Source organism: Cupriavidus sp. FW216-B1 (assembly GCF_058789195.1).
The window spans coordinates 12,677-28,280 of sequence record NZ_JBYTEL010000018.1; the positions used below are offsets into that span (position 1 = coordinate 12,677).

Below are 15,604 nucleotides of genomic sequence, written 5' to 3' on the forward strand. Positions count from 1 at the left end.
ACCCGGTTCCTCAGCCAACCCTAGCCCCGGAAAACCAGGCTGGAAGCCCTCCCACGGCGGGGTAAGCAAGCTGCACCACTGTCATTTCGCGCTGCACCATTTTGTCGTTTTGTCGCGGCATCACAACGGTTTTTGCACCATTTGCCCGCTTAGAGGCGGCCAACAACGTCCATTAGTGTCCTAATCTTTTCCGTTTTGTTAAATTTTCGCGGCGTTTACACGAAACGTAAACCCGTCCGCCACCGTGATCCGGCAGCGGACACGACAGAACAGAAAAGGAGCACTATGAAGAAATCAGCCCTGACCCTCGCAATTGGCACGCTGCTGGCCGGCAGCGCCTACGCTCAGTCGTCCGTTACCCTGTACGGTATCGTCGACCAGAGCATCCGTTACACCAGCAACTCGAACGGTGCCAACGACAACCAGTTCCAGCTGACCAACGGTGCCATCACCAACAGCCGCTGGGGCATCAAAGGCGCCGAAGCCCTGGGTAACAACCTGAAGGCGATCTTCCAGCTGGAAAACGGCTTCGATCCCGATACCGGCCGCGCCAACCAGAACAACAGCCTGTTCGGTCGCCAGGCCTACGTGGGCCTGTCGGGTGATTTCGGCACCATCAAGCTGGGCCGCCAGTACACCGAAGGCTTCAACTTCTTCGGCGACTACGATCCGCTGACCATCGGCAACTACACCGGCAACGCCTGGCCGTTCTTCCTGACCAACTTCCGCAACAACAACGTGGTCAGCTACGACGGCAAGTTCGGCGGCCTGAACGTCGGCGCCAGCTACGGCTTCGGCGAGAAGGCGGGCAGCTTCACCTCGTCGCAGTACTGGGGTACCCGCGCCGCGTACACGTTCGGTCCGTTCGGCGTCGGCGCCGTGTTCCAGGAAACCCGTGACGCCAACGGCAACAAGCAGCAGATGTGGGGCGCGTCCGGCAAGTACAGCATCGGCCCGGCCAAGGTGTTCCTCGGCTACGTCGGTGGCAAGGACCGCACCGGCTCGGTCGACGCCAGCCTGAACGGCGACGCGCTGGCCGCAGGCAGCGCCAACGCGGTGCCGGCCGGCAACTTCACGGCCAACCCGCGCAAGGACATGATCGGCTACCTGGGTCTGACCTATCAGCTGACCCCGGCCCTGGCGCTGACCGGCGTGTTCTACGGCGACCACGTCAAGGACGCGAACGGCGTGGCGAACAACGCAGGCAACCGCTACACCGGCGTGCTGCTGGCCGAGTACTCGCTGTCCAAGCGCACCCAGGTCTACGGCACCGTGGACTACAACAAGCTGACCGGCGGCACGCAGACCGAACTGCCGGGCAGGAACAACCAGACCGGCGCAGCCCTGGGCATCCGCCACATTTTCTGATCGTTCCTGGCCTGATTGCCTTCACAGGCAAGTCCCCGCCCCGCGCGGGGACGCTTCGGGTTCCAGCCGACAAGAAAGCCCCTTCGGGGGCTTTCTTGCTTTTGGCGGGCATCGGTGGCATCGGCGATGGCCATGACAGTGGCGGCGGCAGCCGGGCAAGCCATGTGCGGGCCAGCTGCACATCCGCATTCGCGCGTACGGGCCGCCGTCCCGGCGTTTCGCTCGCCCTCGCCCTCGCCCTCCTCTCCCTCCCTCACCCGCTATCCCCCGCTCTCGCGCGACCCCACGCCGTGGCCGGCACCAGTTCGAGCCGGTAGCCGTGCGTGTAGACCGGCAGCAGCCGCAGCCCGTGCTCGGGCGCCAGCCCCAGCTTGCTGCGCACGCGCGACATGTGCGTGTCGATAGTGCGCGACAGCGGCGAGATCTCGCGCCCCCACACCGCCGCCACGATATGGTCGCGCGACACGATGCGGCCCTCGTTGCGGAACAGCAGCACGGCGAGGTCGAACTCCTTCGGCGTGAGCCGCAGCGGCGTGGCGCCGCGCACCACCGTGCGCGCGGCGCAATCGAACACGTAGCCGGCCAGCGCCACGCGCGCGCAGCCGCTGCCGGGCTCCGGGTAGGCGCGCCGCAGCAGGGACGCGGTGCGCGCCAGCAGCTCGCCGCGCCGCACCGGCTTGAGCATGTAGTCGTCGGCGCCGGTGGCGAGGCCGTCGACGATGTCTTCCTCGGCGCTGCGGCCGGTCACGAACATCACCGGCACGCGGCGGTCGAGGTTGGCCCGCACCCAGGTCAGCACCTCCTTGCCGGACAGGTCGGGCAGGTGCCAGTCGAGCAGCAGCAGGTCGAAGTTCTCCTCGCGCAGGCGCAGCAGCATCTCGCGGCTGCGCCCGAAGGTCATGCAGTCGTGCCCCGCCTCGCCCAGGATCCGGCGGATCAGGGCCGCCTCGGCGGGATGGTCTTCCAGTGAAGCGATCTTCATTCCCATAGCTGGCCGGTCTCGCGTTGGTTGGTCTCGTGCATCGATCTCGCGCATCGATCTCGCAAACCGGATCTCATGCGCCGGATCTCATGCGCCGGATTTCACGCACCGGATCTCGCGCATCGATCTCGCGGCGGCCGGTGCGCCGGCGCCCCGGCATGCCCGGCGATGCGGGGCTCCATGCCATTACATGCCCGGACGGCGGGCCGGCATATGAGAGTTTTCGCATTCCGCCGCGGCGGCGGCCGCACGATCATTGGCAAAGCGGCACCCCTGCCGCGCCAGGAGACGCCGCATGCGAATCGCGATACTGGAGGACGACCCGGCCCGGGCCTTGCGGCTGGAGCAGATGCTCGCGCTGGGCGGGCACGACACCGCGCGCTTCCGCGAAGGCCGCGCGCTGATGCAGGCGCTGCGCAGCGAGCCCTGCGCGTTGCTGCTGCTGGCGTGGGAGATTCCCGGCATCCCCGCGCGCGACGTGCTGCTGTGGATACGGCGCGCGCTGGGCGGGGCGCTGCCGGTGATGGTACTGGGCGGGCGCGGCGGCGAGGCGCACATCGCCGAATGCATCGCGCTCGGCGCCGATGCCGTGGTGCCCGCGCCGGTGCGCGGCGCCGAGCTGGCGGCGCGCGTGCAGGCGCTGCTGCGGCGCGTGCCGGCGCCGCGGCGCGACCGGCTCGAGCTCGGCCCCTACCGCTTCGCGCTGGACGAGCGGCGCGCCTTCGTCGGCGGCCGGCAGGTCAGGCTGTCGCCCAAGGAATTCGAGCTGGCGGTGCTGCTGTTCCGCCATGCCGGGCAACTGCTGCTGCGCCGGGCCGTCGAGCTGGCGGTGTGGCGGTGCGCGATGCCGCGCGGCTCGCGCACGCTGGACAGCCACCTGTCGCGCCTGCGCGCCAAGCTGGCGCTGCAGCCGCGCAACGGCGTGCGGCTGTCGTCGGTATATGCGACCGGGTGCCGGCTCGACCTCGTTATGCCGGCGGTTGCGCCGGCTGACGCGCTGGCTGCCGCATCGGTCGTTGCGTCGGACGCCGCACCAATCGCCGCGTCCGAACCCGCCGATACACCCGCGGGCGCCGGCCGGCCGGAGCGCGGCAGCCGCAGCCGGGGCGACGCCAGCGGGGCCGCCCGATGACCCGCGATGGCCGCTCAGTCGGCCTTGATGCCGGCTTCCTTGACGATGCGCGCGTTGTCGTCGTACTCGGCGCGGATCGCCGCGGCGAACTGCGCGGCGGTGCCGCCGGTGGGCACTTCGCCGCCCTTGAGCAGGCGCTCGCGCACCTCGGGCTCGGCCAGCGCCTTGTTCAGTTCGGCATTGAGCCGGGCGACGATGGCCGGCGGCGTGCGCGCCGGCGCGAAGATGCCGAAGGTCGAGGTCAGGTTGGCCTTGGGGTAGCCGAGTTCGGCCAGCGTGGGCACGCCCGCCAGCGAGGCGATGCGCCTGGGCGCGCCCACCGCCAGCGCGCGCAGGCGGCCGGCCTCCATGTGCTGGGTCAGCATCGGGCTGGCGTTGGTGCTCATCACCTCGAACTGGCCGCCGAGCGCGTCGTTCATCTGCTGGCCGGCGCCCTTGTAGGGGATCAGTGTCAGGTCGGCATGGGCCTTGGACTTGACCTGCTCCAGCATGACGTGGCCGATCGTGCCGAGGCCCGAGGTGGCCCAGCGCACCGAACCGGGTCGGGTCTTGGCCTGCGCCAGCAGGTCCTGGAACGACTTGCCGGCGAAGCTCGGCGTGGCGACCACCAGCACCGGCGAGTACATCACGCTCATCACCGGCGCGATGTCGCGCTGCGGGTCGTAGTTGACGTGGCCGACGTGCGGGGTGAGCGTGAGCGGGCTGGTCGAGGCGAAGCCCAGCGTGTAGCCGTCCGGCGCGGCCTTGGCCACGGCGTCGATGCCGATGCTGCCGCCGGCGCCGGCCTTGTTCTCCACCACCACCGAGCCGCCCATCTGCGCCGACAGGCGCTCGCCGAGCGCGCGCGCCACGGCGTCGCTGATGCCGCCGGTGGGATAGGCCACGATCAGGCGGATCGGGCGCGAGGGGTAGGCATCGGCGGTGGCGGCGGCGGCGGGACCGGCAGACAGGCTCGCCGCGATGGCGGACGCGGCGGCGGCCAGCAGGGAAATTCGGCGGAAAGCGGGCATGGCAGGCATGGCGGACATGGCAGGCACGGCGGTGGCGGGACCGCGGAAAGGATGGAAAACGAAGGACCGATTCTAGCCGATCGCCGGCGTGCCACCGCGCGGGCCGGAGCCCGGTTCCGCGGGTTCCAGCGCGCACTCGGGCACCCACGACACGAACAGTTCGTTGGCGCGGTCGTACAGCCGCCACGTCGTGCCGCATTCGCGGCAGGTGAAGGTCAGCATGCTGAACGGCACGCCGGCGGCGCTCTGGCTCACCAGCGGCGCGGTGTGCTTGAGCGCCAGGCGCTCGTGCGGCTCGCGCCGGCGCGGATCGGCGGCCAGCGCGAGACAGTGCCCGCAGGCGGCGCGGATGGCGGGCGCGGGCTTGGGATGGGAAGGAGGCGCAACGGACGTCATGCCCGCCATGATGCCGCAAAAACGGGGCGGGTTTCATTTCCGCCGGGTCGACCTGTTGCAGGAGCGCTTCCGTGCGCCGGTTTCGCGTCTGTTCGGGGCTGGTTGGGGGCCTGTTCGGGGCCGGTTGGGAGCAGATTGGGAAGCGATTCCACCCCGGCCCCGCACGCCGGACCGGGTGCCGTGCCGGTGGCATCGGTGTCGGTGTCAGCGGCACGCCGACCGTCGCCGCAACCGGCCCGGGCACGAAGCCTGCAAGCGGCACAGCCGTTCATCCGCGAGTCTGCCCGCACGCCGGCGCGCGCGATGGCGCGCCTGCTGCCCGCCGCCGCGTTCGCTACCCATACGGCGGCCCGCGCTGTTACCCTCTTCGCTTTTCACCCCGCTCATTCCGGAGACCACCCGCATGCCCCTGTCCATCCGCCCGCGCTCCGGCGCGTCCTTGCGCCGCCCGGCGGCCCGTGCTTCGCTGCGCCCCTCGCTGAGGCTCGCCGCCCTGCTCTGCGCCGGCGCCGCGCAAGCCGCCCAGGCCGCGCCGGTCGAGCCGGCCTACCAGTTGTCGCAGCAGGAAAAGCCGGCGCTGATCGCCACCCTCAAGGACCTGGTCTCGATCGAGTCGGGCAGCAAGGACATCGAGGGCCTGGACCGCATCGCCGCGCTGATCCGCGACCGCCTGGCCGCGCTCGGCGGCGAGGCGCAACTGATCGCGCCGGCCGACGTCTACCGCATGGAAGACACGCCCAAGGACGTGGGCAAGATGGTGATGGCCCAGTTCAAGGGCACCGGAAAACGCAACATCATGCTGATCGGCCACATGGACACGGTCTACCTGCGCGGCATGCTGGCGCAGCAGCCGTTCCGCGTCGACGGCGACCGCGCCTACGGCCTGGGCATCGCCGACGACAAGAACGGCGTGGCCGTGATCCTGCACACCGTGGCGATCCTGCAGAAGATGGGCTTCAAGGACTACGGCACGCTCACCGTGCTGATCAACGGCGACGAGGAAATCAGCTCGCCGGGCGCGCGCGCGATGTTGACCAAGATGGGCAGCCAGCAGGACGCGGTGTTCTCGTGCGAGGCCACGCGCGTGACCGGCGACCGGCTGTCGCTGGCCACCAGCGGCATCGGCGCGATCTCGCTGACCGTGCACGGCAAGTCCTCGCACGCGGGCAGCGCGCCCGAGCAGGGCCGCAACGCGCTGTACGAGCTCTCGCACCAGATCCTGCAGATGCGCGACCTGTCCAACCCGGACACCGGCCTCAAGGTCAACTGGACGATCTCGTCGGCCGGCACCAACCGCAACGTGATTCCCGCCATCGCCACCGCGCAGGCCGACGTGCGCGTGCTGCGCACGGCCGACTACGACGGCCTGGAGCACACGCTGCAGGAGCGCGTGAAGAAGCAGCTCATCCCCGATACCCGCGTCGAGGTGAAGTTCGAGCGCCGCCGCCCGCCGCTCGAAGTCACCGACGCGGCGCGCAAGCTGGCCGCGCACGCGCAGGGCGTGTACGGCGAGATCGGCGAGAAGCTGCTGGTCTACGACACCGCCGAAGGCGGCGGCACCGACGCGGCCTTCGCCGCCGCGGCGACCAAGGCGCCGGTGATCGAGCGCTTCGGCCTGCGCGGCTTCGGCGCGCACTCGAACGACGCCGAGTACGTCGACCTGAACTCGGTCACGCCGCGCCTGTACCTGCTCACACGCATGATCATGGACGTGTCGCAGGACAAGACCGGGCGCTGAACCTTTCCGCCGGACCGGCCCGGGCCATGCGTCCGGGCTGGCACGTTTCTCGCCTATGGTGATTCACCAGGCGCGGGACAGGACAACCGGTGCGGCCGGGATACCGCCATCTCCTCACAGCACACGCCTCGCGCCTGGCGGGTCAGTGATCTGAATGGGAGATACCGTATGGCAAGCGCGGAACGCATCGTCGAGCTGTCCCATCACGTGGGCACAATCGCGGACAACAAGATCTCCAGCATTGCCGAGATCAACCGCGAAACCCGGTTCCTGGCGCTGAACGCGCTCATCGAAGCCGCGCGCGCCGGCGAGGCCGGCCGGGGCTTCAGCGTGGTGGCCAACCAGGTCAAGCACGTCTCGGAACGCATCTCCGGCATCACCGGCGAGCTCACCACGGAGCTGGGCGGCTCGATCGCCGAGCTGACGCAACTGGGCGACGCCATGATCCGCCAGATGCGCGGCCACCAGGGCCAGCGCCTGGCGGACCTGGCGCTGAACATGATCGACGTGATCGATCGCAACCTCTACGAGCGCTCCTGCGACGTGCGCTGGTGGGCCACCGACGCGGCCATCGTGGCCGCCGCGAGCCGGCCCGGCGACGGCGCGGCCGCCGCCTTCGCCAGCGAGCGCCTCGGCGTCATCCTCAACAGCTACACGGTATATCTCGATCTCTGGGTGATCGACGCGCAGGGCCGCGTCATCGCCAACGGCCGCCCGCGCAACTACCCGGGCGTGGCCGGGCGCGTCGTGCGCGGCGTGGACTGGTTCCAGCGCGCCATGGCGACCCGCTCCGGCGACGACTACGTCGCGCACGACATCACCGTCTCGCGCTTCCTCGACAACGCCAGCGTGGCCACCTACGCCACCGCGATCCGCGCCGGCGGCCGCGCGGACGGCGCGCCGCAGGGCGTGCTGGCGATCCTCTTCAACTGGGCGCCGCAGGCGCAGGCCGTGGTCGGCGGCGTGCGCCTGTCGGCCGAGGACTGGCAGCGCACCCGCTGCCTGCTGGTGGACGCGCAGCACCGCGTGATCGCCGCCTCCGACGGTGCCGGCGCGCTGGCCGAGACCTTCGCGCTGCAGGACCAGGGCAATCCCGCCGGCTGGTACGAGGCGCCCGACGGCGCGCTGGTGGCGTTCGCGCGCACGCCCGGCTATGAGACCTATGCCGGGCTGGGCTGGTATGGCGTGATCGTCCAGCAGCAGCCCGGCCGCGCCCGCGCGGCGCGGCACGCCTGAAAGCGGCGGGCGCCGGCGCGGCCGGCCGTGCGCACCGCCGTGGTGCGCACGGCATGCGCCGCCGCCATTGCGGTGCGCCTCACGCCACTTGCGAGTGCGCCGCACCCGCGCCGGCGGAAGCTGGCCAGCGGATTTCCGGCGGGCTCCGGCCACCGGATCGGTCCGGTTTCAGGCGGGCTTCGGGCCGCCGCCGGGCCGCGCTTTCGGGCCACCGCCGGGCCGGCTTCAAACCCGTTTCAGGTCAGCTTCAGGCCGCTTTCCTGCGCCCGCCCAGGTCGGGCAGGAACACCGCCAGCAGGCCCAGCAGCGGCAGGAACGCGCACAGCTGGTAGACCATCTCGATGCCGTGCGCGTCGGCCAGCGTGCCCAGCACCGCGGCGCCGATGCCGCCCATGCCGAAGGCGAAGCCGAAGAACAGGCCCGACACCATGCCCACCTTGCCCGGGATCAGCTCCTGCGCGAACACCAGGATGGCCGAGAACGCCGAGGCCAGGATGAAGCCGATGATGAACGACAGCACGCCGGTCCAGAACAGGTTGGCGTGCGGCAGCATCAGCGTGAACGGCGCCACGCCGAGGATCGACGCCCAGATCACGCGCTTGCGGCCGATGCGGTCGCCGATCGGGCCGCCCAGGATGGTGCCGGCCGCCACCGCGAACAGGAACGCGAACAGGTAGATCTGCGAACTCTGGCGGTCCAGGCCGAAGCGCTCCATCAGGTAGAACGTGTAGTAGGTGTTCAGGCTCGCCATGTAGAAATACTTGGAGAACACCAGCAGCATCAGCACGATCATGGCGCGCACCACGGTGCCGCGCGGCAGCGGCGAGACGGCGGCGGCGGCCTTGCGCTTGCGCGCGGTGTGGGCCAGCTCGCGGCCGTACCAGCCGCCGATCTGCCACAGCACGGCGATGGCCAGCAGCGCCGCCACCGAGAACCACGCCAGGCTGCTCTGCCGGTGCACGATCGCCGCGGCCAGCAGCGGGCCCGCCGCGCTGCCGGCGTTGCCGCCGACCTGGAAGATCGACTGCGCCAGCCCGTGCTGGCCGCCCGAGGCCATGCGCGCCACGCGCGACGACTCCGGGTGGAAGATCGAGGAACCCGTGCCCACCAGCGCGGCCGCCACCAGCAGCACGCCGTAGGTCGGCGCCACCGACAGCAGCAGCAGCCCGCACAGCGTGAAGCCCATGCCGATCGGCAGCGACTTCGGCTTGGGATGCTTGTCGGTGTACAGGCCCACCACCGGCTGCAGCAGCGACGCCGTGATCTGGTACGTCAGCGTCAGCAGGCCGATCTGCGTGAAGCTGAGGTTGAAGCCGCCCTTGAGCATCGGATAGATGGCCAGGATCAGCGACTGGATCATGTCGTTGAGGAAATGCGAAAAGCTGATCGCCGACAGCACGCGGAAACCGGTCCGCTCGGCGGACTGCGTACTGTGGGAAGGCTGCGCCTGGCCCTGCGGCGAGGCGGTCGCGCCGCCTGGCGCGGTGTCGATGCGGCTGCTCATGATGGAGTCGGGGGCTGGAGAGACAACAAGATTGGGAATCTGGCAGCCATGCTAATTGGCGCGATGGCGCCTGTCCTGCGAGAATAGGGCCAGAACCTTGGAGAAAAGGACATGCCGCGCCGTCCCGCCACCGCAGCCGCCGTGGCTACCGCAGCCACGACCGCCGCTACTACCGCTACCGCCGCTACCACCATTACCGCCACGACCGGCCAGCGCCGCCGCCCGGCCACCGCCCGCGCGCGCGCGGATGGCGCGGATGGCGCGGATGGCGCGGATGGCGCGGATAGCGCGGATAGCGCGGATAGCGCGGATGATGCGGATGATGCGGATGGCGCGCCGGCCACGCCGTCGTCCGGCATGCCCGGCATGCCGCTCGCGCCGCCCGATCCCCTCGATCCGTCACACCGTCCTCCCCACCTCGCGCCACACCTCCCGGCCCACGCCGAGGACCGCGCCGACACCTACAGCGCCGCGCCAGCCTATCTGCGCTACGACCGCGGCCCCATGCCCGTCACCGCGATGGCGGCCGACTACCTGCCCGGCCACGTCACCAAGCCCCACCAGCATCCGCACGCGCAGCTGGTCCATGCCGTGCACGGCGTGATGGTGGTCGCCACCGCCGAGGGCCAGTGGATCGTGCCGCCCACGCGCGGCATGTGGATGCCGGGCGGCACCGTGCACTGGATCCGCATGGTCGGCCACGTGCGCATGCGCACCGCCTACATCCGCCCCGACGCCGCCGCCGACCTGCCCACGCGCTGCACCGTGCTCGGCATCAGCCCGCTGCTGCGCGAACTGATCCTCGCCGCCATCGACATCCCGATTCCCTACAAGGCCGATTCGCGCGACGGGCGCCTGATGCGACTGCTGCTGGACGAAGTGATGCTGGTGCCCACCCTGCCCCTGCACCTGCCGCGCCCGGCCGACGCCGGCCTGCGCCAGATCTGCGAGGCCATCGTCGGCGCGCCCGACACGGCGTTCACGCTGGCGCAGTGGGGCGAGCGGCTCGGCATGGACCCCAAGACCATCCAGCGCCGCTTCGCGCGCGAGACCGGCATGACGTTCGGGCAGTGGCGCCAGCAGGCCCGGCTGCTGGCCGCGCTGGAGGGGCTGGCCGCGGGGGCCAAGGTGGTGGACGTGGCGCTCGACCTCGGCTACGACAGCCCGAGCGCCTTCTCGACGATGTTCCGCAAGCAGTTCGGCGTGCCGCCGAGCGCTTTCTTCAGGTAGCTCCGGCACCGGCCGGGGATGCCTCGCCGCGTACCCGGGACTGCGTGCCCGAGCCTGCCTGCTTGGCCTGCCGCGTACCTGGCCGGCGCGCACGGCCGGCAAACTCTGGCCGGCGACAGCCGGACCGGCAGCCAAGATCCCGGACCGCAAACCCCGCCGCCAGACATTCCCGGCACGACGCCCGCAGGCCCGGCATGGCTGATGCAGGTACGGCCGTTAATAGCGAAATTCACGAGAACCCGCGCGCCATGCCGGCGCGAAGACATGCGCCGCGGCCGGGCGCGGACCGGCCCCGACGCCGCGCCGCCGCCATGTCATCGTCACTCCATCGCCGCGCCGTCGCCGCACTCCGGCGCGGCACCGCGGGTCACGCCAGATACCGCTCCACCAGCCGCGTCCAGTACGCCGCGCCGATCGTCAGGTTCTCGTCGTTGAAGTCGTAGCCGGCGTTATGCAGCAGCGGCTGGCCGGTGCCGTTGCCCATGCGCACGAAGCAGCCCGGGCGCTGCTGCAGGAAATAGGCGAAGTCCTCGCTGCCGGCGATCAGCGGGAAATGCCCCACCACCTTGTCCGGGCCGACCAGTTCCTCGGCCACCTGCCGGGCGAACTCGGTCTCGCGCTCGCTGTTGACCAGCACCGGGTAGCCGCGGATGTAGTCGATCTCCACGGTGGCGCCATAACCTTCCACGTGCGACGTCACCAGCCGCGTGATGCGCGCTTCCAGCGTGCGGCGCACGTCCGGGTTGAACGAGCGCACGCTCAGTTCGAGCTTGGCGCTTTCCGGGATCACGTTGGGCGCGTGGCCGGCGTGCAGCGTGCCGATGGTGACTACCGCGGTCTCGTTGGGGTCGACGTTGCGCGAGACCACGCTCTGCAGCGCCATCACCAGGCTGCCGGCGACCAGGATCGGGTCGATCGACTGGTGCGGGCGCGCGGCGTGGCCGCCCTTGCCGCGGATGGTGATGGCCACCGTATCGCAGGCGGCCATGAACGGCCCGCTGCGGAACATGAAGGTGCCGGTCTCCACGCCGGGATGATTGTGCAGGCCGAAGATCGCGTCGCACGGGAAACGCTCGAACAGGCCGTCGGCCAGCATGCGCTCGGCGCCGCCGCCCGCGCCGATTTCCTCGGCGGGCTGGAAGATCAGGTGCACGGTGCCGTTGAAGTTGCGCGTGCGCGCAAGCTGGCGCGCGGCGCCCAGCAGCACGGTGGTGTGGCCGTCGTGCCCGCACGCATGCATCTTGCCGGCGTTGAGGCTGGCGTAGGGCAGGCCGGTGCGCTCATGGATCGGCAGCGCGTCCATGTCGGCGCGCACGCCGACGGTGCGCGGGCTGTCGCCCTGGCGCAGGCGGCCGACCACGCCGGTGCCGCCGACGTGGCGCGTCACCTCGTAGCCCCAGCCTTCGAGCTGGCTGGCGACCAGCTCGGCGGTGCGCACTTCGTCGAAGGCGAGTTCCGGATGCTGGTGGATGCTGTGGCGGATGGCTTCGAGCTCGTCGCGGCTGTCGATGGTGTCGGCGAGTTCGCAGAAGCGGGCAACGCGGGCGGAGAAGACGGAAGGGCCGGAAGCGCAGCCGGAGGATGGACCGGTGGGCGGGCTGGAAGACGGGCTGGCAGGCGGGCGGGAAAAAGCGGAATCGGGATCGGAGTCGGCGAGCAGTGACTCCATCAGTTCGGGGGCGTGTTCTGACATGGCGGGCTCGTGTTCGAGGCGTATAGAAAACAGTATTTCACGCTGGCCGGGGAGCGCAAACGGTTTAACCCTTTGTAGCGAAATCGCGCGGGAAGTGTTGCGAACGGGGGACGGTTTGCGCGCGCGGGGATCACAGGGGGAACTCGCGGCGGGGGATGGGATCACAAGCCGCCGTTTCCCGCGGCGGTTTTCCTGGGGATGGCCTGCCGCGTGGCTTGCCGGCATGAGGTGTCGCCGGCGGTACAGCTTCGATGCGGAGGTGCTTTGTTTGCGTTGCGCGCGTGGCGCCATGCGGGTGTGGGGCGATGCGATCGCGATGGCTTCGGCGGGCGCCGGCCCTCTCCCCCGGCCCCTGTCCCGCCGGGCGGGAGAGGGGAGAAAACCATGCGCCAAAGCAAGGCGCGGCAGCAAAGAAAAAGGCGGCCGATTGCTGGCCGCCCTTCCCTTCGCTTTTCCTTCGCTTTCCTTCGCCGCCACTTCGCACTCGCCGGCCGGTGCGTCGCCATCGCGATGACGCACCGGCCGGTGGCGTCACCCCTTGGCGTAGGCCACCACCGTCTGCGCCTGCTCGCCGAGGCCGTCGATGCCCAGGCGCATGCGGTCGCCGGCCTTGAGGTAGCGCGGCGGCTTGAAGCCCATGCCCACGCCCGGCGGCGTGCCGGTGCAGATCAGGTCGCCCGGGTGCAGCGTCATGAAGCGGCTGACGTAGCTCACCAGCGTGGCCACGTCGAACACCATCGTGGCGGTGCTGCCCTTCTGCACGCGCTCGCCGTTCACGTCCAGCCACAGGCCGAGCGCCTGCGGGTCGGCCACTTCGTCGCGCGTGACCAGCCACGGGCCGACCGGGCAGAAGGTGTCGCAGCCCTTGCCCTTGTCCCAGGTGCCGCCGCGCTCGATCTGGAATTCGCGCTCGGAGACGTCGTTGACCACGCAGTAGCCGGCCACGTGCGAGAGCGCTTCCTCGCGCGAGACGTCGCGCGCGAGCTTGCCGATCACCACGCCCAGCTCCACCTCCCAGTCGGTCTTCACCGAGCCGCGCGGCAGCATCACCGCGTCGTCGGGGCCGTTGAGCGAGCTGTTGGCCTTGAGGAAGACGATGGGCTCGGCCGGCAGCGGCATGCCGGCCTCGGCGGCGTGGTCGGCGTAGTTCAGGCCGATCGCCACGATCTTGCCGATGCCGCTCCAGGGCACGCCGAAGCGCTCGCCCTGCACCACCGGCAGCGCGGCCGGGTCGAGCGCGGCCAGCTTCGCCAGCGCCTCGGCCGACAGTTGCTGCGGCCCCAGGCCGTCGATCACGCCGGACAGGTCGCGCACGCGGCCCTCGGCATCGATCAGTCCCGGGCGCTCGGCGCCGGGCTTGCCCACACGTACCAGTTTCATCGTTGTTTCTCCTTGGCTTGGCTTTGGTGACGGAACGGCCGGCGGACTTTCTTTTGGCTGCCCGCTTTCGGCTCACCGGCGCAGCATATCCGCATTGGCGGCGGCACGCTTATCCGTCCTCCTTATCGGTCCGCCTTATCGGTCCACCTCATTCGTCCGCCTGCTCGTCGAGCCGCACGTGCCCGGCGAGATGCGCGACCACGGTGGCGATGCGGCGCAGGTGGCGCGACTCGGGATGGGTCAGCAGCCACAGGTCGGTGTCGCATTCGTCGAGCGCTCCGGTGAGCTGCACCAGCCGGCCGCTGCGGCGCCCGATCATCAGCGAGATGATGCCGATGCCGAGTCCGCCTTCGATGACCTCCACCACGCCGGCGATGCTGTTGACGCGGTACTGCGGCGACACGCGCGGCAGGTGCCTGCGGCGCCAGCGCACCGAAGGATGGTCGGGCATGGCTTCGTCGGGCGCGGTCCAGGGCAGGGCGGCCAATGCCGCCGGCGCCACGCTGCCGCCGTCGCGCGGCGGCGCCACGCCCGCCGCGGCGAGCAGCTCGCGCGAGGCGAACACCGCCACGCGCAGCGGGCCGAGCCGCCGGCCGATCAGGTGGTCGGGCGGCTGCCGCGTGGCGCGCACGGCGATGTCGGCATCGCGCCGGGTCAGGCTGGCGAGTTCGTTGGTGGCGGTCAGCTCGAAGCTCAGGCCGGGATGGGCGCGCCCGAGTGGCGCCAGCGCCGGCAGCACCATGCCGTGCAGCACGGTGTCGGTGGTGGTGATGCGCACCAGCCCCGTGACCGTGCCCGCGCTCACCGACGCCTGCGCGCGCGCCGCTTCCAGCTCGGCCTCGATGCGCTCGGCGTGCTGGGCGAACTGCTGCGCCAGTTCGGTGGCGAGGTAGCCCGCGCGGCTGCGCTCGAACAGGCGCCGGCCCAGGCCTTTCTCGATGCGCTGCAGGGCGCGGAACACGGTGGAGGCGTCGAGCCCGAGCCGCCGCCCGGCCTCGGCCAGGGTCGCGCCGCGCACCAGCGCCAGCACGATGCCGAGATCCGGGGAGGTCAGTTGGTAGGGCATTGCAGATCCGCATTGATTGCTTGCAGCCGCGCGCATTGCGATTGCATATCCGCAATCCTAGACTGCCCGCACGCCCGTCACAAGCCGTGGCGGCAAACCCCGAAGCCACCCAGAGGAATCATCCCGATGAAGCTCTACTACACCCCCGGCGCCTGCTCGCTCGCCGTCCATATCGCGCTGCGCGAAGCGGGCCTGCCGTTCACGCTGGCCAAGGTGGACCTCGCCACGCACACGCTGGCCGAGGCCGAGAACGGCAGCACCGATTTCTACGCGGTCAGCCCGCGCGGCTACGTGCCGATGCTGCAACTCGACGACGGCTCGCGCCACACCGAGGCCGCCTCGCTGCTGCAGTACGTGGCCGACCTCGCGCCCGCCGCCGCGCTGCTGCCGCCGGCCGGCACGGTGGCGCGGCTGGAGGCGGTGGGCTGGCTCACGCTGGTCTCCACCGAGCTGCACAAGGTGTTCAGCCCGTGGCTGTGGCACAAGGAAACCGCCGAGAGCACGCGCGAGGCGTGCAAGGCCAAGGTGACGCTGCGCTTCGCCGAGCTCGACCGCCACCTCGCCACGCGCGACTACCTGGCCGGCGACCGCTTCGGCGTGGCGGATGCGTACGGCTTCGCCATCGTCAACTGGGCCACGATCCTGCGCATGCCGCTGAACCCATATCCGGCGCTGCAGGCCTACCTGTCGCGCGTGGCGGCGCGGCCCCGCGTGCGCGAGGCACTGGTGGCCGAAGGGCTGGCGCGCGATTGAGCGGGACCGGGCGCGGCCGGCGCGGCTGGACACGGTTGAGTGCGACCGAGTGCGATCGAGCGCAATCGATGGCGCGGCCGGGCGCGAGCGGGGCGGACCGGCGCCGGTCCCGCGGA

13 protein-coding genes are annotated in these 15,604 nt (G+C 70.7%); 6 read left to right on the forward strand and 7 right to left on the reverse strand.

Features of this window, described 5'->3' with window-relative positions:
• Nucleotides 1-285 precede the first annotated feature (285 nt).
• Nucleotides 286-1,368: a porin gene (locus AC3WXD_RS26805; protein WP_020204636.1), complete on the forward strand. Its 1,083-nt coding sequence runs from the start codon at nt 286-288 to the stop codon at nt 1,366-1,368.
• Nucleotides 1,369-1,621: 253 nt separating this feature from the next.
• Here the strand turns inward: AC3WXD_RS26805 and AC3WXD_RS26810 are convergent, their stop codons facing one another.
• Entirely contained in the window at nt 1,622-2,350 is a 729-nt protein-coding gene (locus AC3WXD_RS26810; RefSeq protein ID WP_020204637.1) for a response regulator transcription factor, read from the reverse strand.
• Between the two features lie 295 nt (nt 2,351-2,645).
• Between AC3WXD_RS26810 and AC3WXD_RS26815 the strand changes: the two genes are divergently transcribed.
• Nucleotides 2,646-3,482: a response regulator transcription factor gene (locus AC3WXD_RS26815; protein ID WP_492324981.1), complete on the forward strand. Its 837-nt coding sequence runs from the start codon at nt 2,646-2,648 to the stop codon at nt 3,480-3,482.
• 14 nt (nt 3,483-3,496) lie between these two features.
• On the opposite strand, the gene AC3WXD_RS26820 is transcribed toward AC3WXD_RS26815, so the two are convergent.
• Entirely contained in the window at nt 3,497-4,510 is a 1,014-nt protein-coding gene (locus AC3WXD_RS26820) for a Bug family tripartite tricarboxylate transporter substrate binding protein (RefSeq protein WP_492324982.1), read from the reverse strand.
• Nucleotides 4,511-4,564: 54 nt separating this feature from the next.
• Nucleotides 4,565-4,897 carry a hypothetical protein gene (locus AC3WXD_RS26825; protein ID WP_492324983.1) on the reverse strand — a complete coding sequence of 111 codons (333 nt, stop codon included), beginning with the start codon at nt 4,895-4,897 and terminating at the stop codon, nt 4,565-4,567.
• A gap of 394 nt (nt 4,898-5,291) precedes the next feature.
• Between AC3WXD_RS26825 and AC3WXD_RS26830 the strand changes: the two genes are divergently transcribed.
• Nucleotides 5,292-6,626, forward strand: a complete 1,335-nt coding sequence (locus tag AC3WXD_RS26830) for a M20/M25/M40 family metallo-hydrolase (RefSeq protein WP_020204641.1) — start codon at nt 5,292-5,294, stop codon at nt 6,624-6,626.
• Nucleotides 6,627-6,794: 168 nt separating this feature from the next.
• Complete coding sequence (locus tag AC3WXD_RS26835; protein WP_492324984.1) at nt 6,795-7,862, forward strand: methyl-accepting chemotaxis protein; 1,068 nt, start codon at nt 6,795-6,797, stop codon at nt 7,860-7,862.
• Nucleotides 7,863-8,109: 247 nt separating this feature from the next.
• Here the strand turns inward: AC3WXD_RS26835 and AC3WXD_RS26840 are convergent, their stop codons facing one another.
• A complete protein-coding gene (locus tag AC3WXD_RS26840) occupies nt 8,110-9,366 on the reverse strand; it encodes an MFS transporter (RefSeq protein WP_492324985.1) in 1,257 nt (418 codons plus the stop codon).
• 357 nt (nt 9,367-9,723) lie between these two features.
• Between AC3WXD_RS26840 and AC3WXD_RS26845 the strand changes: the two genes are divergently transcribed.
• Nucleotides 9,724-10,596 carry an AraC family transcriptional regulator gene (locus AC3WXD_RS26845; RefSeq protein WP_492324986.1) on the forward strand — a complete coding sequence of 291 codons (873 nt, stop codon included), beginning with the start codon at nt 9,724-9,726 and terminating at the stop codon, nt 10,594-10,596.
• 367 nt (nt 10,597-10,963) lie between these two features.
• Here the strand turns inward: AC3WXD_RS26845 and AC3WXD_RS26850 are convergent, their stop codons facing one another.
• The 3 genes from AC3WXD_RS26850 to AC3WXD_RS26860 all read right to left on the reverse strand — a co-directional run bounded on the left by AC3WXD_RS26850 (nt 10,964) and on the right by AC3WXD_RS26860 (nt 14,735).
• A complete protein-coding gene (locus AC3WXD_RS26850) occupies nt 10,964-12,289 on the reverse strand; it encodes a M20 aminoacylase family protein (RefSeq protein WP_492324987.1) in 1,326 nt (441 codons plus the stop codon).
• Between the two features lie 531 nt (nt 12,290-12,820).
• Nucleotides 12,821-13,669 (reverse strand): fumarylacetoacetate hydrolase family protein, encoded by an 849-nt coding sequence (locus AC3WXD_RS26855; RefSeq protein ID WP_492324988.1) that lies wholly within the window; start codon nt 13,667-13,669, stop codon nt 12,821-12,823.
• A gap of 148 nt (nt 13,670-13,817) precedes the next feature.
• A complete protein-coding gene (locus tag AC3WXD_RS26860; protein WP_492324989.1) occupies nt 13,818-14,735 on the reverse strand; it encodes a LysR family transcriptional regulator in 918 nt (305 codons plus the stop codon).
• A gap of 126 nt (nt 14,736-14,861) precedes the next feature.
• Between AC3WXD_RS26860 and gstA the strand changes: the two genes are divergently transcribed.
• Complete coding sequence (gstA, locus tag AC3WXD_RS26865) at nt 14,862-15,488, forward strand: glutathione transferase GstA (RefSeq protein ID WP_492324990.1); 627 nt, start codon at nt 14,862-14,864, stop codon at nt 15,486-15,488.
• Nucleotides 15,489-15,604 lie beyond the last annotated feature (116 nt).